This window comes from Dyadobacter sediminis (assembly GCF_005860765.1).
GTDB lineage: Bacteria > Bacteroidota > Bacteroidia > Cytophagales > Spirosomataceae > Dyadobacter > Dyadobacter sediminis.
This window is the reverse complement of record NZ_VCEI01000011.1, coordinates 705,176-730,676: the sequence shown is the minus strand read 5'-3', so window position 1 is coordinate 730,676 and position 25,501 is coordinate 705,176. Positions and strand designations below refer to the sequence as shown.

General features: G+C 46.7%; 13 protein-coding genes. 1 reads left to right on the top strand and 12 read right to left on the bottom strand.

What is annotated here, in order from left to right:
- Positions 1 to 4: 4 nt before the first annotated feature.
- The 8 genes from FEM55_RS03830 to polA all read right to left on the bottom strand — a co-directional run bounded on the left by FEM55_RS03830 (position 5) and on the right by polA (position 17,891).
- Positions 5 to 3,463, bottom strand: a complete 3,459-nt coding sequence (locus tag FEM55_RS03830) for a SusC/RagA family TonB-linked outer membrane protein (RefSeq protein ID WP_229209077.1) — start codon at positions 3,461 to 3,463, stop codon at positions 5 to 7.
- Positions 3,464 to 3,686: 223 nt separating this feature from the next.
- Positions 3,687 to 4,787: a FecR family protein gene (locus FEM55_RS03825; protein WP_138279972.1), complete on the bottom strand. Its 1,101-nt coding sequence runs from the start codon at positions 4,785 to 4,787 to the stop codon at positions 3,687 to 3,689.
- Positions 4,788 to 4,879: 92 nt separating this feature from the next.
- Positions 4,880 to 5,512, bottom strand: coding sequence for an RNA polymerase sigma factor (locus tag FEM55_RS03820; RefSeq protein WP_138279971.1), 633 nt, complete (start codon positions 5,510 to 5,512; stop codon positions 4,880 to 4,882).
- Positions 5,513 to 5,749: 237 nt separating this feature from the next.
- Positions 5,750 to 7,741, bottom strand: coding sequence for a plastocyanin/azurin family copper-binding protein (locus tag FEM55_RS03815; RefSeq protein WP_138279970.1), 1,992 nt, complete (start codon positions 7,739 to 7,741; stop codon positions 5,750 to 5,752).
- A 71-nt stretch (positions 7,742 to 7,812) separates the two neighbouring features.
- On the bottom strand, positions 7,813 to 9,540 hold the full coding sequence (locus FEM55_RS03810; RefSeq protein WP_138279969.1) for a 3-keto-alpha-glucoside-1,2-lyase-like domain-containing protein: 1,728 nt from the start codon (positions 9,538 to 9,540) through the stop codon (positions 7,813 to 7,815).
- Positions 9,541 to 9,781: 241 nt separating this feature from the next.
- Positions 9,782 to 11,248: a SusD/RagB family nutrient-binding outer membrane lipoprotein gene (locus FEM55_RS03805; RefSeq protein ID WP_138279968.1), complete on the bottom strand. Its 1,467-nt coding sequence runs from the start codon at positions 11,246 to 11,248 to the stop codon at positions 9,782 to 9,784.
- 21 nt (positions 11,249 to 11,269) lie between these two features.
- Positions 11,270 to 14,500, bottom strand: a complete 3,231-nt coding sequence (locus FEM55_RS03800; RefSeq protein ID WP_212748288.1) for a SusC/RagA family TonB-linked outer membrane protein — start codon at positions 14,498 to 14,500, stop codon at positions 11,270 to 11,272.
- 511 nt (positions 14,501 to 15,011) lie between these two features.
- A complete protein-coding gene (gene polA, locus FEM55_RS03795; protein WP_138279966.1) occupies positions 15,012 to 17,891 on the bottom strand; it encodes a DNA polymerase I in 2,880 nt (959 codons plus the stop codon).
- A gap of 262 nt (positions 17,892 to 18,153) precedes the next feature.
- Here polA and FEM55_RS03790 point away from each other — a divergent pair, with 262 nt between their 5' ends.
- Entirely contained in the window at positions 18,154 to 20,298 is a 2,145-nt protein-coding gene (locus tag FEM55_RS03790; protein ID WP_138279965.1) for a S9 family peptidase, read from the top strand.
- A 414-nt stretch (positions 20,299 to 20,712) separates the two neighbouring features.
- On the opposite strand, the gene FEM55_RS03785 is transcribed toward FEM55_RS03790, so the two are convergent.
- From FEM55_RS03785 to FEM55_RS03770, 4 genes are all read right to left on the bottom strand, one after another.
- Positions 20,713 to 22,008 carry an O-acetylhomoserine aminocarboxypropyltransferase/cysteine synthase family protein gene (locus tag FEM55_RS03785; protein WP_138279964.1) on the bottom strand — a complete coding sequence of 432 codons (1,296 nt, stop codon included), beginning with the start codon at positions 22,006 to 22,008 and terminating at the stop codon, positions 20,713 to 20,715.
- 234 nt (positions 22,009 to 22,242) lie between these two features.
- Positions 22,243 to 23,184: a helix-turn-helix transcriptional regulator gene (locus FEM55_RS03780; RefSeq protein WP_138279963.1), complete on the bottom strand. Its 942-nt coding sequence runs from the start codon at positions 23,182 to 23,184 to the stop codon at positions 22,243 to 22,245.
- Between the two features lie 35 nt (positions 23,185 to 23,219).
- Positions 23,220 to 24,233 carry an LLM class flavin-dependent oxidoreductase gene (locus FEM55_RS03775; RefSeq protein WP_138279962.1) on the bottom strand — a complete coding sequence of 338 codons (1,014 nt, stop codon included), beginning with the start codon at positions 24,231 to 24,233 and terminating at the stop codon, positions 23,220 to 23,222.
- Positions 24,234 to 24,495: 262 nt separating this feature from the next.
- Positions 24,496 to 24,933, bottom strand: coding sequence for a DUF2147 domain-containing protein (locus tag FEM55_RS03770; RefSeq protein ID WP_138279961.1), 438 nt, complete (start codon positions 24,931 to 24,933; stop codon positions 24,496 to 24,498).
- Between the last annotated feature and the right edge of the window lie 568 nt (positions 24,934 to 25,501).

Genomic DNA, 25,501 nt, shown 5'->3' with positions numbered 1-25,501 from the left:
AGGTTTATAATTTAAGGTTCAGATTAAGGCCGTAGCTTCTGGTCGTCGGAAGCGTATGCGTTTCTATGCCCTGTAAATTGTCTGATGCAGATACCTGCGCTTCGGGATCCAGGTTATCGATGTACTTCTTGATCAGCAGCACATTGTTGCACATGGCCGAAATGCTCAGCCCTTTGATGAATGTTTTTTCTCTGAGAAATCGGGAAAGGTCATACCCGATGGAAAGCGTTCTCCAGCGTACAAAGGAACCGTTATAAACAAACGGAGCTGCAAGGTTTGTACTGCGGTAGGACGTGTAAAACTGCTCGGCTTCCACATGCTGCGTATTGGGTAAACCTTCCGCTGTAACGCTTTCGAACAATACACCGCCTTCGCGTCCGACCAGGGATGGTTTGGAAAGTCCTTCGCGGAGAAAGTTGAGGTTGGAATTGGACAGAATCTTGTTGCCGGCCTTGAAATCAATTTGCGTACTGATGCGGATGCCTTTTACATTGATCGTATTGACCCATGCGCCGACCCATTTCGGAATGGCGCTTCCGAACGTAGTCAGGCTGCCTTGCAACGGAAGTCCGCCGGAAGTAATGATCCGCCCCTGCGCATCCCGTTTGTAATCGAAACCGCGCAGCGATGCAAGCGGTTTGCCGACTTCATGCGAAACAATCCCGAAAAATTCACCCGTACCGACGTCAAACCGCTGCTGGCCGGCCGCCAGTTCCAGTACTTTGCTGATGTTGTAGCTTCCGTTAAAGCTTGTTTCCCATGTAAAGTTGTCTGTTCTTACGGGTACAATGGTCAAAAGAAACTCGACGCCCTGATTCCGCAGTTTTCCGACATTCACTTTGGTCTGGCTGAAACCCGATGCATTGGAAATATCGACATTCAGGATTTCGTCAACGGTATTTTTGCGGTATAATGACATGTCCAGATTCAGGCGGCTGTCGAAGGTTTTGAATTCCAGTCCGATTTCGGTTTCCTTCACTTTCAGCGGTCTCAGATTTGCATTCGGGCTGATGGTGGAAGGCAGGTTGCCCAGAGCAGTTCCGTTGAACGGGTTGGCATTGATTCCGTAATAAAGGTTATTGGAATAAGGATCTGTATCACCGCCCACTTCGGCATATGCAGCACGGATCTTGCCGTAGTTCAGCCATTCGGGAACATTCTGAAACGCCTGACTGAATACAAAGCTTCCGCTGACAGACGGATACAGATAGCTGTTTGAGTTCGGGTTCAAGGTAGAAAACCAGTCGTTTCTGCCGGTTATATTGATGAACAGAAATCCTTTGTAGGACAATTCAAGCGCTCCGTAAATGGAATTGACCTTTTTCTTGCTATAACCGTAATTCGGATTTTTGATCTGGCCATTTGCAATAGTATAAAGATCGCGGACATAAAAGTTGGTAACCGCAGTGGAAATGTTATCGCTGATCTGCTGCATCTGGTTTCCGCCCAAGGTAAGATCAAAGCCAAAGTCACCGAAAGTACGGTTCGCACCGATGAGTATGTCGAGGTTACGCTCGCGGAATGTCGCCACGTCCTGGTAATAATAACCGTTAAAACCCGTCGCAACTGCACCGATGGACCGCGTTCCGGTCGGCCGGTTGTAATTGTAAGGACGGGTAAAATAATCCTGACCGATCCGGCCCTGAACAAACAGCCAGTCGGTGAAATCATAGCGCAGCGATGTGTTTCCGAAAATCCGGTCGCGGCGCACATTTTCGAATCGGTCATAGGCAACCCAGTACGGATTGTTCCGGTTTGTAAAGCGGGCAAGCGGCATTTCGTTGCCGTTCGCGTCTTTCCGGTTTTTGAGCCAGTCCGTATCGATGCTTGTAGCCAGGGTATAAATGGTTGTATTCGCATTCATATCCTGAATCCCGATCTGCGGCGGGTTCTTGTTGTACTCGTTGGAGTAGTTAGCATTCAGCTGTGCGGAAAGTTTGTCAGAAAATTTGTAGTTCAGACCCAGGTTAAAGATTTTTTTATGGTAATCCGAATTGGGCATGATCGCGTTGGCGTCCGTATTGGCAAAGGACAGCCGGAAATTGCCTTTCTCGTTTCCGCCGGATAAAGCGACGGAATTGGTAAAACTGGTTCCCGTTCTGTAAAAATTCTTGATACGGTCTTTGTGGGGAGAGTAGGGCTTCATGCTTCCGTCAAACTGCGGCGTGAGCTGTCCGTCCATTTTTTCGCCGAATGCAAATACTCCGGAACTTTGTGCTTCTGCTACCGACGTGGGCCGTTTGCCGAATTCTCCTTGTCCGTATTCGTACTGGAAATCGGTATAATCCAGTGCTTCCTGCGCCTGAAAGTTGGAATTGACTTCCACGCCGATGCCGGTTGTTTTGCTGCCGCTTTTTGTCGTGATGATGATGGCGCCGTCTTTGGCACGAAATCCGTAAAGCGCCGCTGCCGCTGCTCCTTTGAGTACGGTCATGGATTCGATGTCGTCCTGATTGATGCTCTGCAGTCCGTCGCCCGCATCGGATGAACCGCCTGTCGGGTTACCTGTTCCGTTGCCGTTCGATCCGCCTGCAGATACGCTGCTGTTGTTGATCGGAATGCCGTTTACAATAATGAGCGGGGAGTTGTTACCGCCAAATGATGACTGGCCGCGGATACGGATTTTGGTCGAGCCGCCGGGGCCGCTTGCCGGTGGCGTTACGTTCAGCCCGGCTACTTTTCCCTGCAGACTGTTTCCCAGATTCGTAGTCCGGTTTGTGGTCAGTTCTTCGGTATTTACGGTTGCGGTGGAGTAACCGAGTTTTTTGGCATCTCTTTTAATACCCAGCGCCGTCACCACAACCATTTCCAGGTTCCGCACATCCGGCATCATGGTGATGTCGTAAGTAGACTGGTTTCCCAAAGCAACTTCCTGAGGTGTATAGCCGACGTAGGAAAATATCAGCACGCCGCCGGCATCGGGAACGCTCAGCTGGTATGCGCCTTCCGTGTTGGTAGCAGTTCCCGTTTTGGAGCCTTTGACAACGATGCTGACACCCGGCAGCGGAACGCCTTTTTCATCCAGCACTTTTCCGCTGATATTCCGGTCGATGCCTGCCTGCATGCGGATCATGTCCTGAAGATAGCTTTCCGGCTGAGGTGTGCTTTTCAACAGTACAATCTGCTTGCCTTCCATTTTGTAAGTGATGTTGATCGGTCTGAAAAGCTCGTCCAGCACATCGGACAAAGGTTTGTCAATGGCATGCAACGTGACTTTCTTCTGCGAACGGATCAGTGCTGAATTGTATGTAAAGTGAATTTGCGTAAGCTTGTTCAGCTTGCCGAGCACGGTTTTGATTTCCTGATTGTTAACCTGAATCGATATTTTCTGATTCAGAATATCCCGTGCGCCTGTCGGCATTGCACTGGAAATACCGGCTGTAATTAAGATAACTAATAATTGAAATAATGACATTCGAATGACATTACAATGCAGCCTGGTCAGTAGTCGATTTTTTTTCATATAAAATCTGGTTTGGTACGATGGTTGAAAATGAAGCTGAAAATTCGGGTTCCGGGAAGTTCAAAAAGACGTATGCGCTGGTTTGCTGAACGCAGAAATCACCACTTTTGGACAGGCAGACCGGAAAAATTGGTTTTATCAGGCATAGGCAGAAATTTTAAGTATGAATGTTTTGACCGGATCTGATCAACCGGCCATTTTGGAATAGTCTTAGCCTTGCTTATCAGCTGCATCCTTTGCTGCTGATTACAATGCGGTTGTTCTGGATTTCATAACTGGCACTAATAGCCTGGCAAATGGCATTCATACGTTGTTTCAGGCTTTCATCGGTAAACTGTGCGTTGATCATGCAGTTGGAAAGCATGGAAGCGTCATAATCGATTTCGATCTTGTACATTTCTTCCAGCGACCGGAATACTTGTGCCACCGGTTTGTCATCAAATACCATTTCGTTGTGAGCCGAGAGTTCCGTCAGCATTTCCGGATGCGAAACAATGCTTTTCTGGATACGGTTTTCGGAGCGGTCGAATACGGCCTGCTGGTTAGGGTCCAGCACCACGCCGGAAATCTGTCGTTTTCCCTTTCCCGATTCATATTCCTTTTTCGGATACACCAGTACCCGTCCCGTCCTGACCAGCACCATGACCGTATTTTCCTTTTTGAATGCTTTGACCCGAAAGCTTGTGCCCAGCACTCTGGTGACCGTTTCGCTGGTGTAAACCAGAAAAGGTTTTTGCGGATTTCTGGAAACGTCGAAAAATGCTTCACCTTCCAGAAAGACCTTGCGTTCGGTTCCGCTGAATTGTTGGGGATAGGAAATGGAACTTCCCTTCATCAACGTAGCAACAGTGTTGTCACTCAGCAGTACAGTCATTTCCTGAGCCGATTGATTGGTGCGGGTCTGGAGTTCTTCCGAGGTATGTTCAACATCTGTGCCACCGTCCGCAGTGCGGTGCGAGGAAGGTCTTTGCATGTACAGCACCCCGATGATCGAAAACAGAACGAGAACGGCAGCAACCCGCCCGTAAGGAAATCCTGTAAACGGCATTGGCTTGCGCGGAACAGAATGCTTTCCCGATTCAGCTTTGCGGGTAATTTCCTGAATCTCGTTTTCCAGCATCTGGTTCGTCAAGTCGTCGCAAAAGGCTTCATCTATCGCTAAAATCAGTTCTTTGGCCTGACTCGCCAGGATTTGTCTTTCCGCATTCCCGTCCATCCATTTGTGCCAGAGATCGGACGATTCTTGCGTGGGTTCCATGATCCATTGCCGGAACCCTTCGTCCGCAGCAAGTTCTTCAATGGTGTTAAATTGTTGGTTGGCCATAGCATACACTTCACTTCAGGTATGTATGTCACATGGGTGCTGGATTATAACCAGAAAAATGAAAAAAAATTTATTGTGGCAGAAAAAGAGATTCAATTGGCGGCAAGTGACGTCCAGAGCATACTTGAAAGAAGCAGCAGGATGCAGTTAAATGCAGGCGTCCATATTTCCTTGATTTCCTTAAGAGTACGGTACAACAGATTGGAAACGCTCTGACGGCCAAGGCCCATGATCATTGCGATGTCTTCATTACTTAAATTCTGGTAAAAACGGAGGTAAATGATTTCCTGCTGACGTTTGGTCAGGCCGTCAATGATATGCTTCAGTCGGCTGGCTATATAGCAGTTCTGCTCATCTTCAATCATATCCGCTTCAACAGAACCGTTTGCGATTTCAAAATCAGCATAAACCGGGATGGGCTCATGAAAGCGCCTTAAACGAATGCTTTCCTTGATCAGTTTGTGCCGCAATGCTTTCATGAGATAGGATTTTACAAAAGCGGTTTCCGACAGGAAATCCCTGCGTTCCCAGAGGTCAAGGTACAGGTCCTGAATGGAATCGCGGATAAAATCCGGATCGGACGAAAATTTCAGCGCATAATTGTAGAGTGTTCGGTAATGAACTTTGGCCAGCTGGCCAAGCGCTTCCGATTCACCCGCTTTGAAACGCCGCCAAAGCTGGATATTAACGTCAGGATTGTTCACTGTCTGGAGATCGAAGCTCAAATTAGGCGCTTGTTGTAATTATGAAACGTAATCAGAAATGTTAACAGATAAAGCAAACCTGATATTTATTCTCCCTGTAATATCCAGTATTTTCCTGAAATTTTTTTATTGGTATCCGGATTTAACTTGTGTTACCATGAAAAATCCGGTATTTCACCACGATCAAAGTGGGAAATACCGGATTGTAAACGGGTGGAACGGTCAGTAATCTGAACAGCGCATACGGCAGTCAGAAGTTTATTTTACCACGTTCAGCTTGCCCTGCATCAATGTATAATGGCCCGGGAATGTGCATACATACTGATAAGCTCCCGGTTGTTTGGGTGCCACAAAATAAATGGCTTCCGATTTTTCCGGCTCCACGATGTTGCTATGAAAAAGGACATCGTTCGTGCGCGGCACATAGCTCAGTTCCGAACCTTTCAGGCCCAGGTTAAGACCGGCTTCGCCCACGGCATTGGCCGTTCCCGGTTTTGTAATCACCAGATTATGCAGCATGTCATCATTGTTATTGAAGACAATTTTAATTCTGCTTCCCGCCTTTACCTGAATGCTGGAAATGTCAAATTTCAGGCCGGGCACCGTTCCGATCGTGACAACCTGATCGGGACCGTTTGTCCAGTCCTTAGGCATTTCAATTACTCTTTTTGCAGAAGGCGCTGTATTGGCAGCCTCAGCCGGCATGGTATGCATGCTGTGATCCGGCGCGCTTGCTTTTACAGTCGTTGTAAACTGGGCTGCATTCACAGCAGTTCCGGAAGCAATCTCGTTCAAAGTGTAATAACCGGTTGTATGCAGCAGCGGATTTCCGTCAGGAGATTTAACACCTTCGGCTTTTATTTCATGGATATAGCCTTTACGCAGTACAGCCGGGTCTACAACAAGCCGCACGCGCAGTCCGTCTTCTGAAACAACGATGCCCTTCAACGGTACTTCCTGCGTATTGATGATCGGGCTGCCGTATGTCTGATGGTATTTGTAAGTAAAACTGTTCAGCTTGTAAGCATCCTGATCGGCAGCCGATTTCTTGTCAACCGGACTGGTAAATACGATTTCAAACCCGTCAGGCATGGAATGTACGTTTTTCATTTCAAACGGCATTTTTCCGGTCCATACCAATCGCTGGATTCCGAAGTCGGCTTTTCCCGTTGCGGACCAACCGCGGCTGGTCTGGCCTACGAACATGGAGCCGTCCAGTCCCCATACCATACGGATGATTCCGGACATAAATCCTTCACGGAACGGGAAAACGGTTCCCTGCCATACGCCGTTCACTTTTTCAAAATCGACACGCGTAATAATACTGTGTCCCTGATCGCCTACAAAAACCTGTCCGGCAAACGGGCCGAATGCGCCGTTGGTCACGTCTTCCTTAAAATCCGAAGTCGAAATCCCTACAATCGTATGCGGAAACCAAACAGCCGGCGGCTTGATGCCCGGCACTTTTTTGGCCACATCGTACAGCGGTTCGCCTGTGTTCGGCACATCCTGCGGCGTCAGTTTCACGGGCGATCCTTCTTCCTTGCTCCATCGCAAACCGGCAGGGTTTCCTGCAAAATCCCCTTTCTCCAGATGCGTCATCCGGCCGGAACCTACCCAGTCGCCCTGGTTTTCGGTATAGAAAATATCGCCTTTGTACGAGCCGAAACCGGAGGGCGAACGAAGCCCGGTTGCATACGGCGTCAGTTTGCCGTCTTCACCGAGTTTCAGCATCCATCCGCGCCATTTGGACTGGCTTGCTCCGCGTCCGACCCAGTCAAGGTTCAGCGTGACGAGCAATTCCCCATTCGGCATGGCAACCGGTCCGTAGGAATACTGGTGATAATTTCCGGATAGCGGCCATCGTGCAAAGGAATCATAAACATCGGCCACGCCGTCGTTGTTCGTGTCTTCCAGACGTGTTACTTCTCCGCGTTGTGAAATCAGGAAATCCTTGCCGCGGTACAAAAGTCCCAAGGGCTCATGCAGACCGGATGCAAAACGGTGAAAAGAAGGTTTCCCGTCGCCTTTCAGATAAGGGTTCCCGATCATCCATACTTCTCCGCGGCGGGTAGAAGCGGCAAGCCTTCCGTCGGGCAGAACGGCCAGTCCGCCCACTTCCATCTTGATATTTTCCGGAATCGGCATGGTGACGATCCGGTAATAATCATCTTCCTTGCCAGGTTTGGATTGTGCATACGCCGACAAACATCCAGCGGATATCAGGGCGGTTAAAAGAATATTTTTCATTTAATAAAAGAGAATACAATTGAACGAATGGCAGGAACCGTTGGTCTGGTTTGCCTGAAATTTTAGTTTGATTACCAGAACATGGAATAGGTTGTGGTTCCGGAAACGGGCAGGAGCAGCTCTTTGCCTTCGCCGGCCGGCCTTACGATCACTTTCGCTTTTTTATCCACCTGAACATAATAGCGGTCATCAATCTGGTACAAACCTTTTTCGATTTCCACAATGCGGTTTCCGCTGGCAAGCAGCGAATAAATGTTGCCTTTCGGAGTGCCGTCTACGCGGAATGTACGGGAAAGACTGTTTCCGGCAGGTGTAAGCTGATCATTTACCGTAGCAGATCCGATGCCGTAGCGAAATCCGGGCAAGCCCTGCTGATCTATTTTGTAACCCAGAAAGTTGATATCCGAAGAATCCGGCCAGGCTGCATTGGCATTTTCCAGCACGGCAAGACTGCTTTTTCCGGAAACACGCACGTTCAGTCCGGCAGGAAAAAGGATTTGAGGCTCGCCGCGTTCGTACCACATTTCGGTTACGTTGGCAAACTGTCCGCGCCAAGCCTGGATCAAAGCACCGCGGTTCAGGTCCATTGTATAATTCCAGCCTTCAGGACTTCCTACGGAAATACAATGCGTGCGTTTGTATTTTTCGTCATCCAGTTTGATAAACGATCTCACCATTTCCGGGCGCATATCCGGCGTTACACTGATGTACGGCTTTGGCTCGGGTTCAGGAAGTGAGGAAAGTGCATGCAGGTCGTATGGACGAACGCCGGCCTTTTCCACGCGAAGCGCCAGGGCAGGCTGTCTCCATGGAAAACGGGAATAGTAAATTTTAAACTTGTGATTTCCCTGACTCAGTTCCGCTGTTCCTGAATGGCTTTCCTGCGAAGTGCTTTCTCCTCCGGTCATCACGTTTTTGCCGTCAATATCCAGCGTCATAACCGGACCGGAATAAATACTGGTAAAAATATAGGTACCGGCTTCAGTTACGTCCATATCGCCTTCATACACGAGGTGGAACTCGCGCATGCCGTTGGTAACTTCCTGCGTAAGTGCCGGCGATTTGCCTTCGTGATCCAGTTTGCTGTATTCCTTGCTGTCCCATTTGTCGGAATAAACCTTGTAATTCAGGTTATTCAGAGCCAATGGTTTGCGGCTTGCGAGCAGCTGATAACCCAGATTACGGAATGCAATGGTGCCTTTTGTCACTTCAAAGGAAATCGGCTGCGCTTCGGTTACCGTTTTGGAATTGGGAAGATAAACGGTTTCAAGAACCGTCACGCCGTTCAGCGCAAGGAAATTCAGTCTGGCAGAATTGGCAAGCTGAGGAACGGCCGCATCGTAGGCGAGTTCCAGGGTCTGCCATAATCCGGGTGCCTTGGCTGCATTCTGTGTAGGAAACTGACCTGTAAAACCGGACGTCAGCGCACTGGATTCTTTTTGCTTGCTGCTGTCGGAAATGCGTACTCTTTGTCCGCCCGGAAGGATAATGGCGCCTTCGGCTCCGGCAGAAACCATGAATTCCGTAGAAAGGCGCAGGTCGCTGGCCTTTAAGGTTGTTGTGATTGCATTTCCGGGATTGCCAACCAGCACGCCTTGACCCGATGTGGTTTTCAGCTTGACTGTTCCGGATGGATGAATGGAGACATCGCCCTGAACCGTCCAGTTGGAACCGGCATTCTGAAACGAACTCAGATCTTTTAGGGGAAGAGGAGTGTAATTTCCTTTGACTGCCTGGCCAAAAACCATCATCGGGCAAGCCAGCAAAAGGAGAGAGACTTTCTGAATAAAATAATGCATTAGATATTAAGTGTAATGTTTACAATTATAAAACGAAGTTCGCACTTTTTTCTACTAATATACCGCGAAATATTAGGAAATTTTAAACTCGTACAGTTTAAGCACCAGACCCGGCACAAATCCGGAAATGTAAACGAAAAAACGGTCTGGAAAAGGTGTAAGTTTTCTGTCATGAATGCAAATAAAAACAGTCCGGAACGTGCCGGACTGTTTTTATTTTTTTAAATATGTAAATGCCGGATTACAAATCCCACCACACATGCGTATTGTAATTGTCCGGACCTTGCCGGGTCACCGCTTCGTTGAGGCTGTTCGGGTTCAGCGTCTGCTCGCTTCTCGGGTAAGCAAACCGGACGGGTACTTTTCCGCTGTTTACGTTATCTACGCCGGCCTTGATTTCGGGAACTCCGGTCCGTCTCCAGTCAAACCATGCTTCCAGTCCGGAAAAGAAAAGTGAGATCCACTTTTGTGTACCGATCAGCGCCAGTGCACTGGCATCGTTGTAGGCTACGCCGGGATTTTTCAGGTAATTGGCCGGCATGTCCACATCCACGTAATCAAAGGCGGCCTTAATGCCTTCCTCGTAGTGAAACTGCGCCGTTTTGGTTGAGTTGACCAATCCTTTTTTTACGGCCTCCGCCAGTATGAACTGCAATTCGTGGTACGACAGGATATAACCTTTTGCAACATTCAGTCCTCTGTCTGTAATCGAACCTTTGTAAAACAATGCGCCTGCACGGGAAATGTTGTTCGGCCCGCCGTTGTAGTCCAGTGCCGCCACTTCGTTCAGGCCGTTCGGTACGCCGCTGTACTTGGGTGTTCCGGCCGCAACCGACGCATCAGTCGGCTGGGCAAATACAGTAATTCTCGGATCGTTCAGCGCCGTCAGTTTGTCACCCAGATTGGTACTTAACCTGAATTCATCAAAAGAACCCTGACGTGCAGTATACAGCGGAAACTGGTTCGGAGCTGAAGTCAGGTAACGCATGGTGCCGTTATCGTCCGCACTTGTAAATACGGGAAATTCGGTCGGGTTGCTGAGAATGGCCTGCATATCGGCTTTTACGTCTTTTTTGTCCGAAATCCGCAGAAGATATCTTAATCGCAGGCTGTTTGCGAGTTTTTTCCATTTGCTGACGTCGCCGTTATAAATGAGGTCGCCTACTACAACTTCGCCCGGTCCGAGCAGTTCACTGGCTGTTTTCAGATCATTCAGAATACCGTTGCAAATGACTTCCTGCGTTTCATATTTGGGTTGCAAAATGCCGGAAACACCTTTTGTTGCTTCGGAATAAGGAACGTCGCCATAGGCATCCGTCAGAATGGAGTACATCCAGGCACGCATAATCAGGGAAATGCCGCGGTAATTGTTTGCATTGTTTTTCTGGCTCAGTTCCAGCAGCAACTGAACGTCACGCAAGTTGTTGTACATATTTTCCCAAAGTCCGTCGCGGTCGCCCCATGTATAGCGGTCTTCGGAAACAAACTGGATTTTGGCCGTATGCTGGATCACAATGTTGCCGATGGACCAGCTTTGATTCACCATTTCATTGACACCTGTACGGATAATTCCGGGCAGCAGCAGGTCAGGCGTCACGTCGGTAATGGCGTTCGGGTCCGTATTTTTTTCTACAAAATCGTCGGTACAGGCCGGAAGAAGAAACAGTCCGGCTGCCACCATGATGATATATTGTCTGATCTTTTTCATTCTTTTCAAATTTTGGCTGAATTAAAAACTGAATCCCACATTAAAGCCCCAGCTGCGCGTTGTAGGCATTCCGACCGATTCGATACCCGGAATGATCGTGCCGCCGCTCAGGGAAGAAGTTTCCGGATCAATGTGCGGAACTTTGCTCCATACTGCCAGATTTCGTCCGACTACGGAAACGTTCAGACCCTTGATTTTAGCCTTGCTTAAAAACTTGGCGGGCACCATATAACCCAGTCTCACTTCACGCAGTTTGGCATAGGAAGCGTTGAAAATCCCGCCTTCAGGAATATCCCGGTTTCCGGTACGCGACTGGTGATATTCACGGGCCGTCAGTTTGACGTCGTTTACGCGGTAGCTGCCGTCCGGATTCTGGATTACTCCTTTTCCGATTACCCCGTTGCCCGGCTGATTGATGTCATAGCCATTCTCGCGGCCTTCCAGCGTTTCTTCAAGCTGTCCTGCTTCCAGTCCGACCACAAAGGTTTCGGAGAAAATCTGACCGCCGTGACGGATGTCCAAAAGTCCGCTCAGGCTGAAATTCTTGTAAGTAAACGTATTGCGGATTCCGGCCATCCAGTCGGGATTGTAATTTCCTACTTTGATCCGATTGCTCGTACTCAGATAACGTCCGGATTCATTCAGTACTTTCTCCCCGAAATACGGGCTGTTTTTATCTTCCACTCTTTTAAAACCAATTGCATACATGTCGCCCATCCGTTGTCCGACCTGCGCGCGGATGGAAACCCCATGGCGTTCTGCCATTTGATAATCCGTCACTTCTCCGTCAAATTCGATCACTTTACTGCGGTTTGCAGACCAGTTTACATTTACGTCCCACTTGAAATTCTGCGTCTGGACCGGCGAGCCGCTCAGCATGACTTCAAACCCGTAATTCCTTATTTCACCGGCGTTAACAATGCGGTTGCTGTAACCGGAAGTAATGGAAACAGGAACGGACGGCAGGATCTGGTTTCTGGTGTTGATATTGTAAAATGTAAAGTCCAGGCCCGCGCGGTTTTTCAGGAAACGCCATTCCGTTCCGATTTCAAAGGAAGTACTGATTTCCGGTTTCAGATTGTAATTGACGAGTGTTCTGGTAGAAGAATAGACCGGGTAATCGCCCCACGGATCGCTGCGGCCGTATCCGGAAGTAAAACGGTACGGATCGGTATCGTTTCCAACCTGCGCCAGACTGGTCCGGATTTTACCGAATGATACCCATTCCGGCATCGGAAGAATGTCACTGACAACTGCACTCAACGAAGCCGAAGGATAGAAATAGGAATTGATCGTTTGCCCGAGCGAATCGGCTATGGCAGGGAGCGTCAATGCCGTAGACCAGTCATTTCTTGCGGTCACGTCCAGAAACAGGAAATTCTTGTAACCAAACTGCACCGAACCATAAAGGCTGTTGACCACTTTATTGATATCCTGAATCGAGCTTACCAAAGCCACCCGTGTGTTGTTAAAACTGTAAATTCCGGGAATCAGCAGCTGCGGCGCCGTTACTTCAAAATTGTTGGTTGTTGCAATCTGATGGTTACCGCCGATGTTTGCACCGAAAGTAAAGTTTTCATTGAAATCCTTGTTTGCCGTCAGCAGAAAATCAAAGTTGGATTCGCCGTTGCGTACACGTTCTTCGCGGTAACTTCCGAACGGAAAGCGCTGCGTACTGAAAGCCCTTCTTCTTTTGCGCAGGTCATTGTTAAAATCCGTGCCGCCTCTTAATTGAAGGCTCAGCCACTTCGTAAAGTCGTATTTAACCGAAATATTTCCGAAAATCCGGTTTGCATTCTGGCTGTTGGTATTTTCGTAAAGGTTGAAATACGGATTGTCGTGGTAATTGTAATTGAAGTTAAACTGCTGGCGATCTTCCATGCCCGGAATCCAGTAATCTTTCAGACTGTTCAGGTTCACGTGCTGGCCCATCCAGCAATGCAGCAGGTAAATAATGCTTTCCGTTCCGTACGTCAGGTTCGGGCGGTTGGCGCTTGTGCTGTTCACATAATTGGCCGCAATACGTACGGTCAGTTTGGGTGAAAGGTTGTAGCCGGTATTGATTGCAAACGTATTCCTTTTAATGTCGGTGTTCGGGATAATTCCCTTCTGGTCCAGCAGCGTGTAGGAAAGCCTGAAATCGCCCTTCTCGTTTGAACCCGTTACGGATACATTGGTATTGTTGGTGATTCCTGTTTCATAGAATTCTTTCAGATTATTTCCCGGTACAAACGGCGTCGGCGTGATGGTACCGCGGGCTGCCAGGTCGGCTGGCGAGCCAAGCTGCCCGTCATCGATCAGGGAAATATCGCCGCCGCGATAGCCGTTGGAAGTAGGGGAGTCGTGCTGTGCAATGAGCCGGCCATCCATTTTCGGTCCCCAGCTTTCGTCCACGCCGTCCCGGATACCGCCTCCGTTTCCGTCCACAAAACTGAATTCACCGTTGTTTCCCTGTCCGTATACCTTTTGGAAATCAGGAAGCACCAGGGGATTTTCGAAAGTCAGTCCGGCATTGACGGATACACCGAGACCTTTACTGTTCTTGCCCGATTTGGTCGTGATGACAATTACTCCGTTTGCACCGCGCGAGCCATAAAGTGCCGAGGCATTGGCGCCTTTGAGCACAGTCATGGATTCCACATCGTCCGGATTAATGAGCGAAGCGCCGTTTCCGTAATCCAGTTCCTGAAAATCACGCCCGCTCGAACCCGTAAGTGCATTGGTGATCGGAACACCGTCAATGACAAAAAGAGGCTGATTTTTGTTAATATCCAGCGATTTATCTCCTCTTATCGTGATTCTGGCCGAACCGCCGATCCCGCTCGGGCTGCTCATCACCTGAACGCCTGCCACTTTTCCGGCAAGTCCGCTTACAAAGTTGGTTTCACGCGCTTTGTCGAGCTCGCTGCCTTTGATTTCCTGAACTGCATAACCGAGTCTTTTGGATTCCTGTTTGATACCTAATGCCGTAATAACGACCTCGTTCAGGTTTCTGGCGTCCGGCTTCATGACTACATCCACAGCCATCCGGTTTCCGATGGCAATTTCTTCGGAAAGGTAGCCGACATAGGAAAAGATCAGCGTAGTGGCATCGTCCTGAACAGCAAGGGAATATCGTCCTTCCGAATCTGAAATTGTACCGGTTGTCGTGCCTTTTACGATAACACTGACGCCCGGAAGACCGATACTTCCTTCATCGGTGACTTTGCCCGTAATCGTTTTTTCTGCGTTGCTTTTTCTGCTGAACGGCATTGCAGAGCCCGGTTGAAAAGTACAAAATAGCAGGCTAAACAAGGCCAGGTTCCGGATTCTTTTCCGGACTTCATTTGAAAGTAGAAATGGTTTTGGCATAACATGGAAGTTAAGTGAGCTTTGTTTGGTAAAAAGGAATAAAATGCAGTTAAGGGTTAAACGGGAGTAAACAAATTAACGTAATTGTTTATTGCAGAAACGATCAAAACTAATAGTTACTAAAGTACAAAATCCTTTGAATTTTGTATCTACATGGCATGTTTTATTAACATAATATAGCGGATAAAAGACATAAGGCCATATTTCGTATGCTAATTATTGCATTGTCCAGAATAATATATTTATGGTTTCTGATGATTTTACAAGATGACGCTGTTTTGAATATGCAAAATTGAACAATCGTAAATTTGTCTTTGTGAAGTATATGTAAACAAATTGTTAACTTGAATACAGACAATAAAAAAGCCCCGACTTCTAATCAGGGCTTTTACAGTACAAGGGCAGGGCAGTATCAGTGCGCTTCCAGCCAATTGGCTCCGATCCCGATCCCGGTTTCCATTTTCACCTGCATCGGAATGGCCGTACGCATCAGCTCGTCCACTTTTTCCTTTAATAAAGGTATTTCATCGCGGTGGGCATCAAATACCAGTTCGTCATGCACCTGGAGAATCATGCGCGACTTCAGTTTTTCCTTTTCGATAAAATCATGAATATGAATCATCGCCACTTTGATCATGTCGGCCGCCGAGCCTTGTATCGGAGCGTTAATGGCATTTCTTTCTGCAAAGCCGCGGTTGGTCTGGTTCCGGGAATTGATATCGGGCACATAGCGCCTTCTGCCCAGAATGGTTTCTACATATTCCTTTTCACGCGCATTGTTGACAACACGGTCCATATACGCCTTTACTGACGGAAATTCTTCAAAATAGGATTGGATGATTTCGCTGGCTTCGCCGCGCGGAATGGCCAGCCGCTTGCTTAATCCAAAGGCGGAAATACCGTAAATAATCCCGAAATTAACCGTTTTTGACTTGCGTCGCATGTCCGAAGTAACTTCTTCCAGCGGCACTTTAAATACTTTGCTTGCCGTGGTGGCGTGAATATCGCGGCCCTGATTAAAGGCTTCGATCATGCTTTCGTCGCCGCTGAAAGCCGCCATAATGCGCAGTTCAATTTGCGAATAATCGGCAGAAAGGATCTGGAAATCTTCATTGTCGGGTACGAACGCTTTCCGGATTTCCCGCCCGCGAACCGTCCGGATCGGAATATTCTGAAGGTTCGGATTCGTTGAGCTAAGCCGTCCCGTTGCAGCAACGGCCTGATTATACGACGTATGAATGCGGCCCGTTCTTTGGCTGACAAGCAGCGGCAAGGCATCCACATACGTGGATTTCAGTTTCTGAAGCTCGCGGTAATCCAGGATTTTGCGTGCAATAACGTGGTTGTATTCCAGTTCCGTCAGAATGTCTTCGCCCGTTGCATATTGCCCTGTTTTGGTTTTTTTAGGCTTGTCAATGAGTTTCATCTTTTCGAACAGCACTTCACCGAGTTGCTTTGGCGAGCTGATGTTGAAAGACTGGCCGGCAGATTCATAAATTTCAGATTCGGTCTGGCGCAAGTCCCCTTCCAGCACCGCAGACATTTCCTTCAACGCATTGATATCCAGCTTTACGCCCGTACTTTCCATCGAAACCAGCACGTTGAGCAGCGGCATTTCAACCTCTTCAAAAAGTTTGGTGGCGTTGACCTTCGGAAGTTCTCTGATGAAAATATCATTTAACTGCAAGGTAATATCCGCATCTTCGGCAGCATACTGGGTAATTTCCGGAATGGGCACATCGCGCATGGTTCCCTGTTTGACGCCTTTTTTACCAATTAAAGAGGTAATTGAAACCGGATCGTAATGGAGATACGAGTTGGCCAGTAAATCCATGCCGTGGCGTTTATCGGGTTCCAGAAGGTAATGCGCGAGCATGGTATCGCTCAGTTTTCCTTTTACGTCAACGCCGTAGCTTTTCAGCACCAGCATGTCGTATTTGATATTCTGGCCGATTTTGCCAATGGCTTCATTTTCGAAAACCGGCCTGAAATATTCCAGAATTTCCAGCGTCTTTTCCCGGTCTGCAGGAACCGGAACGTAAAATGCTTCACCCGGCAAATAGGAAAATGACAGTCCGACCAGCTCGGCATCAATCGTATCCAGTGAACTTGTCTCCGTATCAAAACAGAATTTCTCCTGAATGCCGAGGTAATCCGCCAGGCTTTTCATCAGTTCCGGCGTATCCACCGTATGATATCTGTGCGGCGTATTGCTGATATCCCGTTTGTTTCCCGGAATAGAAAATTCCTCCTGTAGCGGCTCCTCATAACTGTCACCGGCAAGCATTTCAGTAATTGCAGCGGGCTGGCTGCCCAGTTCCGCGGCAGGGTTTCCGAACAGATCGAGCTGTCCTTTGCTTTCGCGCACGGGCTGCGGTTTGGCAGCAGGCGGTGTTGTCACGATTGGCTGGTTTATAGCAAGTACACGCTGTTTCAGCGTCCGGAATTCAAGTTCGTCGAACAGTTCAATAATCTTGTCCGCATTCACACCGCATACGGTCAGGTCCTCGGCGTCAAACGGAACGGGAACTTGGGTATCAATGGTGGCAAGCTGCTTGCTCAGTACAGCTTTATCAATATTCTCCCGTATTTTATCGCCGAGTTTTCCTTTGATTTCATCGGCATGCGAAATCAGATTTTCCACTGTATCGTATTCGGCAATGAGTTTTTGCGCGGTCTTTTCGCCGACGCCGGGCACGCCGGGAATGTTGTCGACGGCATCGCCCATGAGTCCGAGAATGTCCACAACCTGATCAATCCGGCTGATTTGCCAACGGTCCAGAATTTCTTTCACACCCAGCACTTCGGGGCCTTTTCCCATAAAGGCCGGCTTGTATATATGCACATGCTCTTCCACGAGCTGGCCATAATCTTTATCCGGTGTCATCATAAATACTTCAAATCCGGCGAGGGAAGCTTCTCTGGCAATGGTTCCGATGATGTCATCTGCCTCGTAACCGTCCAGCACAAGAATGGGAATACACATGGCCTGAAGTAATCTTTTTACGATCGGAATGGCAACGGCGATATCTTCCGGCTGCGCCTCGCGCTGTGCTTTGTACGCTTCATACTGAATATGGCGGAAAGTAGGAGCGGAGGTGTCAAAAGCTACGCCGATATGCGTTGGCTTTTCTTTGTAAAGTACTTCGAGCAGCGTATTGGTAAATCCAAATACAGCACTGGTATTTAATCCTTTAGAAGTAATCCTTGGTGTTTTGATGAATGCAAAATGGGCACGGTAAATCAATGCCATTGCGTCAAGAAGGAATAACTTGTGAACGGGTTTATTCATAAAGAATTTTATTTATAGAAATTCAAATATAACGTATGTGCATGGATGAAATGGATTACTGCTGCATTTTTGTAGATTTAGGAGTCTATATAAAAACATAAGATACTTTTAAATCTTTTTTCACATTTAATAAGTTTCAATCATTTTATATTTTTTATACATTCTATTCATGACAAACTTTTATTAAGTAATGTAAGTTGTTTATTTTTTTAATGTTCTTTCTGTTTTAAACTTATTATCCTATTGCTTAACTTTTTATCCTATGCGAATTATTTTATTGTTTTTAGCTGTTCTTATTTTTTCCTGTAACCAGAATAAAGAAGTGAAAGAAGCATATCAATGGCCGGACGCAACGCCGCCCGTAGCAGAAAAGAAGGATCATGAAACCGGCATGCACGGTGACAAGCGCAATGATGAATATTACTGGATGGCCGATTTTTTTCAGAAAGGCCCCGACAGTACAAAAGTGGTAGAATACCTGACCGCCGAAAATGCGTACACGGATACGATGATGGCGGGTACCAAAAAGTTTCAGGAAGATCTGTTCAAGGAAATGAAAGGCCGGATCAAGGAAAAAGACGAGTCTGTTCCGGTTTTCAGCAATGGCTACTGGTATTATACCCGAAGTGAAGAAGGCCAGCAATACTTCAAATACTGCCGTAAAAAGGGTTCACTGAAAGCGCCGGAGGAAATGCTGCTGGATGTAGACAAAATGGCGGAAGGACATGCTTATTACTCCGCAACGGGTTTCAATGTAAGTCCGGATAACAAGTTGCTGGCTTTTGGCGTTGATACCGTTTCGCGCCGCCAGTATACGATTCATGTCAAGAATCTGGAAACGGGTGAAATTTACAAAGACCGGATTTTTCCGACCAGCGGCGGAGCTGAATGGGGAAATGACAACAAAACCTTGTTTTATACGGCTACAAATCCGAAGACACTTTTGAGTGAAAAAATCAAAAGGCATACACTCGGTGCAGATTCGAAAAAAGACGTTGTCGTTTACAACGAAAAAGATAAAAGCAATTACATCGGTGTTGGCAAAACAAAATCGGATAAATACATTGTAATCGCTTCCAGTGCCACGATGTCGTCGGAATACCGGATTCTGGATGCGGACAAGCCCGAAGGTGAATTTACCGTTTTTCAGCCCCGAATGAAAGATGTCAAGTACAGCATCGATCATCAAAATGACAAATTTCTGATCGTTACGAATAAAGATGCGCTCAACTTCAGACTGATGGAGACGCCTTTGAACAAAACAGGTGTTGAAAACTGGAAAGAAGTGATCCCGACCAGAGATGACGTTCTGCTGGAAGATATTGATGTGTTCAAGGATTATCTGGTTATTACGGAACGCAAAAACGGATTGCTTCAGCTTCGCGTCCGGAATGTCAATACCAATTCGGAGCATTATGTTGACTTTGGCGAACCGGCTTACGCTGCTTATCCAAGCTCGAACCCTGAGTACAACAGCATCAGCATGCGCTATGTGTATACCTCATTGACAACGCCGAATTCCGTGTACGATTACAACATGGAAACCAAGGCCAAGGAGCTGAAAAAACGTCAGGAAGTGGTCGGCGGTTATAATCCGGAGGACTATGTTACGGAAAGACTTTATGCCACTTCGCGCGACGGGGTGAAAGTTCCGGTTTCAGTAGTTTATAAAAAGGGAACCCGGAAAAGTGCGGATACGCCGATGCTTCTGTATGCATATGGTTCTTACGGCCATAGCATGGATGCTACTTTCAGCAGTACGCGCCTGAGCTTGCTGGACCGCGGATTTATATACGCCATTGCACACATACGCGGCGGCGAAGAAATGGGCCGGAAATGGTACGAAGACGGCAAGATGTTCAAGAAGAAGAATACATTCAACGACTTTATCGATTGTGCGGAATTCCTCATCAAGGAAAACTATACCTCTCCGGCGCACTTGTTTGCGGAGGGCGGAAGTGCAGGCGGTCTGCTGATGGGAGCCATCTCCAATCTCCGCCCGGAATTATGGCGCGGCATCATTGCCGATGTACCTTTTGTGGATGTGGTTACAACGATGCTGGACGAAAGCATTCCGCTGACAACCAACGAATTTGATGAATGGGGAAATCCTAAAAACAAGGAATCGTATATGTATATGAAATCGTATTCGCCTTACGATAATGTAGAAAAAAAGGATTATCCGAACATGCTGGTTACAACGGGTTTGCATGACAGCCAGGTGCAGTATTTTGAGCCAGCCAAATGGGTAGCAAGATTAAGGACGCATAAGACGGATAAAAATGTGCTTTTGCTGAAGACAAACATGGAAGCTGGTCATGGCGGTGCTTCGGGCAGATTTGAGTATCTTAAGGAAGTGGCGCTTCAGTTTGCATTTATGTTCGCCTTGGAAGGAATTGATAAATAGTGTAGATTAATCTATTGTATTCCAAAAACAAAAGGCTCCGCAGGAGCCTTTTGTTTTTTATGCATACCAGCAGAAGTGTGGCTCCGGAGGAGCCCCCTGTTTGTAGTAATTATGGATTTTGACAACGGATTTTCAATTCAAGCAGAGGTATGGCTCCGGAGGAGCCTGCTGTTTGTAGCAATTATGGATTTTGATAACAGATTTTTCAATGCAAGCAGAGGTATGGCTCCGGAGGAGCCTGCTGTTTATAGAAATAATTATTGGAAGCTCCTTCGGAGCTGTTTTCTTGATCTATGTGCTTTTTTCTACAAACAGGGAGCTCCTCTGGAGCCCTCTGTTAATTTTGTGTGCTATTTCTACAAACAGAGAGCTCCTCCGGAGCTGTATGCGTGAGCAACCGGTTTAGAGCTGATTTTACGCTTGTTCCAGTGTCGCGAAAGAAGACGCTATATCACCGATTATATCATCAATATGTTCAATACCGACGGATATTCGTAATTGGGTCGGGTGAACTCCGGCTCTAATCTGTTCGGAATCGGATAGTTGAGAGTGTGTTGTGGAGGCTGGATGTATGATCAGCGTTTTTGCATCACCCACATTCGCCAGGTTGCTGATCAGTTTAAGATTGTCCACAAATTTTTCTGCTACCGTTTTATCTCCGACTAACGAAAATGAAAGTACGCCGCCAAACCCACGTGTCAGATATTTTTTTGCAAGTTGATGATACTTGTTGCTTTCCAGACCGATGTAATTCACACTTTCCACCTGAGGCTGCTTTTCGAGCCATTGCGCCAGCTTTAATGCATTTTCACCAATGCGTTCTACTCTTAACGATAAGGTTTCCACTCCCTGCAGGAATAAGAAAGAATTGAACGGTGAAAGGGACGGGCCCCAGTCGCGCAGACCCTCTACACGGGCACGGATGATGAACTGGATATTTCCAAAAGGTCCGCCGATCCCGAAAACGTCATTCAGAACCAGGCCGTGATAACTTGGAGAAGGGTCTGTAAACTGCGGATATTTTCCATTGCCCCAGTTATATGTTCCGGCATCCACAATTACGCCGCCGATGGAAGTGCCATGCCCGCCGATCCATTTGGTAGCCGACTGCACCACAACATGTGCTCCGTATTTGATCGGCTGAAAAATGGCGCCGGCAGCGCCGAATGTATTGTCAACGATCAGCGGCAAGTCGTATTTACCGGCGAGTGCAGCAAATGCTTCAAAGTCGGGAACGCTGTAACTTGGATTGCCAATGGTTTCAAGATAGATGCATTTGGTTTTTTCATCGATCAGTTTTTCAAAACTGCTTACATCATCTCCGTCAGCAAACCTTGCCTCCACGCCGATATTCCGGAATGAATTTTTAAACTGATTGTATGAACCGCCGTAAAGGAAGGAAGTAGTAATAAAGTTATCGCCGACGGTTGTAATATTATTGATGGCCAGAAACTGTGCAGAGTGTCCGGATGCGGTGGCCAGTGCTGCCACACCGCCTTCCAGCGCAGCAATCCTTTTTTCAAAAACATCATTGGTCGGATTCATGATCCGGGAATATATATTTCCGAATTCTTTCAATGCAAACAGATTGGCTGCATGCTCGGCATTGTTGAAAACGTAAGATGTAGTTTGATAAAGCGGGACGGCGCGTGAGTTTGTAACCGGGTCCGGCTGCTGACCGGCATGAAGCTGTAAGGTTTCAAATTTCATGATGTATGCGTTTAAGTAAAACGTTCAAATGTATTAAGAAAACAGATACTATATAGAAATTGTAGTCTATAAATATGCCTTTCTGCCTGATGTTTTACTCATACAAAATCTGAATATAATCTTACTTGATATGTAAAGGAATGCAATGCAGCCGGTTATTCTAAGTATGCAGACTGTCTGAAATTTCCGGTATAACGAGGTTGTTCATGCATAGGAGCGATGCCATTGTTAGACTTACAGCTTCTGCGAAATTTCGGTGATCAGTTTTCTCAGTTTTTCCTTCAGTGATTCCGGTTCGAGAATGGTGGCATTGGGTGCGATCATCAGATACCAGCGCGCAAATCCGTCAATAGACGCGGTCAGGAATGACATTTCCACATCATTGCCTTTTACTGTTTCCGAAACAAACCCGTAGTAATATTTTTGATCCTGAAAATACGGTACAACACGCCTTTCAACTTTGATCCTGATCAGCCGGAGATTTTTTGTTTCCCAGTCGTGCGCAAGAAAATCTTTCAAGGGTGCATGCTGGTTTTCAAACGTCTTTTCGGTAAGCTCGATTTCAAGGATCCGGTCTGAACGGAAATTGCGGTAATCATTTCTTAAATGACAATAGCCAATGGTATACCAGTAACTGTTTTCATGATAAATCCCGACCGGTTCGATCACGCGTTCCATCGGCTCATCCGAATTAACTGCCGTATAAGTGATCCGGGCGATTTTCTTCTCTGTAATGCTTTTCAGCAGCACATCCAGCGTATTGCTTTTCTGCGTCGAAAATGGTTTGGAATTAAGCCTGACTGCTATCTGGTTTTCCAGGTTTTCAACCATGGATTTTTCACTGCTCCGCAAAACCGCCTTTATTTTATACATGGCAGACTGATACTGCGATTGCGTAGAAAAGTCTGTAAACTTCTCCATCAGTTTTTCTGCCGTAATAAAAGTACGCGCTTCTTCTTTTGTAAACATGACGGGAGGCAGGCGATAGCCGTCCATAATGGAATAGCCGACGCCTGCCTCGCCCATTATCGGAACGCCTGCTTCGGCAAGCGAATTGATGTCCCTGTAAACGGTTCTCAGGCTGATTTCAAAACGTTCTGCCAGTTCCTGCGCTTTCACAATTTTTCGTGACTGCAGCTGAATCAAAATGGCAGTAATCCGGTCAAAACGGTTCATTATGTTTCAGAATAGTATCTGCGACAAAAATAAACTTAAAGCGCGGGTTCTCTCAATTTAAATGCTTCCGAGATCAGTTCAAAAGATTTTATCCTGGCTTCCACACTGTATGCCATAGTGGAAATAATTATTTCATCTACTTCAAACTCCTTGGCCAACTTTGTAAGCTGCTCTTTTACTGCTTCCTTGGTCCCGGAAATGATGCGGCCGCTGTTGTAACGGATTCTTTCCAGCTCGCCAACAGTAAACCGGTAATTCTTTACGGTTTCCAGATCCGGAAACGGGCCGAATTTTCCTTTTTCAAATTCAACAAGTACAAAATCCATCATTTTGCGCATCCGTTCAGCTTCTTCTTCAGTTTCACCGCAGAGGACAAAAACGGATAGTATGGCATGTGGCTGCGCGTACTGATCCGAAGGACGAAAGTTTCTGCGGTATGTTTCCACGACATCCGGACGGACAAAACCATTGATAAACTTCGCCACCGCAAGTCCCATGCCGAAACGGGCCGCAATTTTGCTGCTTCCGCCGCTGGAACTCAGTATCCATTGCATGGGAATCGTCGGGGATTGCGGCGTCGCATAGATAAACCCGCGTTCGGTTCCGGCCGTATCCCGAAAAAAATGCTGCAGATGTTCCAGCTGTTTCAGATAACTTGATTCACTGAAATCGTTGGAAGGATTCAGAATGGATGACGTAATGCGGTCCGTACCGGGTGCACGCCCCATGCCCAGGTCAATTCTTCCCGGAAACAGCGTTTCCAGCATCCTGAAGTTTTCAGCAACTTTCAAGGCACTGTGATTGGGAAGCATGATCCCGCCGGACCCGATCCGTATATGGTTGGTTGCATCAGCCAGTTTAACCATCAGTACTTCCGGTGTGGAACCTGCAATGAATTCTGAATTATGATGTTCGGAAACCCAGAATCGGTTGTAGCCTAAATCTTCCGCCAGTTGTGCGGTTGCGATGGTTTCGTTGATTGCCTGCTGTACACTGGAACCATGTCTTACAATGGATTGGTCCAGAATTCCAAGTTTTATGTCGCTCATTGTTTCTCCAGATCTTTTTGAAACAACATTGCGTTTTCACTTTCTATTCCCGCATCGGATTAAAATGTACTTTCCAGCAGGAAAGCGAAAGCGCCACATCCGGTAAGTCAGGCCAGATTTTTGTTTTGTGCATGTCATGATGTGAAGACACATCATGCAGGACAAGTAATCAGAAGCCGGATTTCGCCTGTTTGCGGGATGATGTGTCTTCACATCATCCATGTACAGATAAATAGAAGGTGCAGGCAATCAGATGAAATACTCAAAGAGAGCGTTTCCAGTAAGTAGTCTTGCCGAATAACTGAATTCCGACGTAGCTGCGTATTTCCAGCGTTTCATCGCGTATTTTCATGACGCAGTTATAGCTTTTGCCGCTTTTGGGGTCATACATGGTTCCACCGTCCCATACGCCGTCCTCAAACTTGAAATCCTGAAAAAAATTGGAATTGATCAGGAAACGAGACTGCAGTTTTTCATCCGCATTATTGACGTCTTTTTTTGAAGTCTTTCCGTCTGCTTCCAGATAATCGATTCCCCAGATCAGTTTTCCATGATAAACCGCACCGCTTTTATAAATCTCGATCTTTGCATCATTTTCTTCATTGACCCACTCGCCGATAATTGCATCCGACGCCGCATTTTGTGCAATGCATTGAAGAAAAAAAAGGTTTAAAATTATTGTAAAAGTTATTTTCAACATCAAGAGTCAAGATTAGAATGAAGTTTCGATGAGTTATCTGTTCTTAATAATATTCAATTATTGAAAAATGTACGGGTATAAATCAATTCATTCGCTGCGAGAAAGTTCATATAATCCATACCAATAATCCTGATTACTAACGGCGTTATATTTATTGGAACCATTAAATTGTCTGAATTATCTTTATCGGGAGGAAATTAGGGCATTGTTTATCTTAAAAAAATACTATCTGCCAAATCTACAAAAGGTATTTCTAAATTCTGTAAAATTTATTTTAAAACTGAATTATTCCAAGATGCCGGTTTACTGATAAATCCTTTTTTTAACTCTGCGAAAATTCCGGTTGAATAAGATTGACATCGAGATAACTGCTGATTGGGATATGGGTTGGTCTTTACCTAAGCATAAAATACAGATGACTTAAAAACCTTAGAGAGCTTATCGTAATTTCCTATAATTCATATAGAACATTTTCGTATATTTGATAGTTGAAGATAGAAGTACTTCTATTTCGAAAAGTGTTAATGAATAAAGTATCAAATTTAGTGTGAAAGTGACAAACATATTG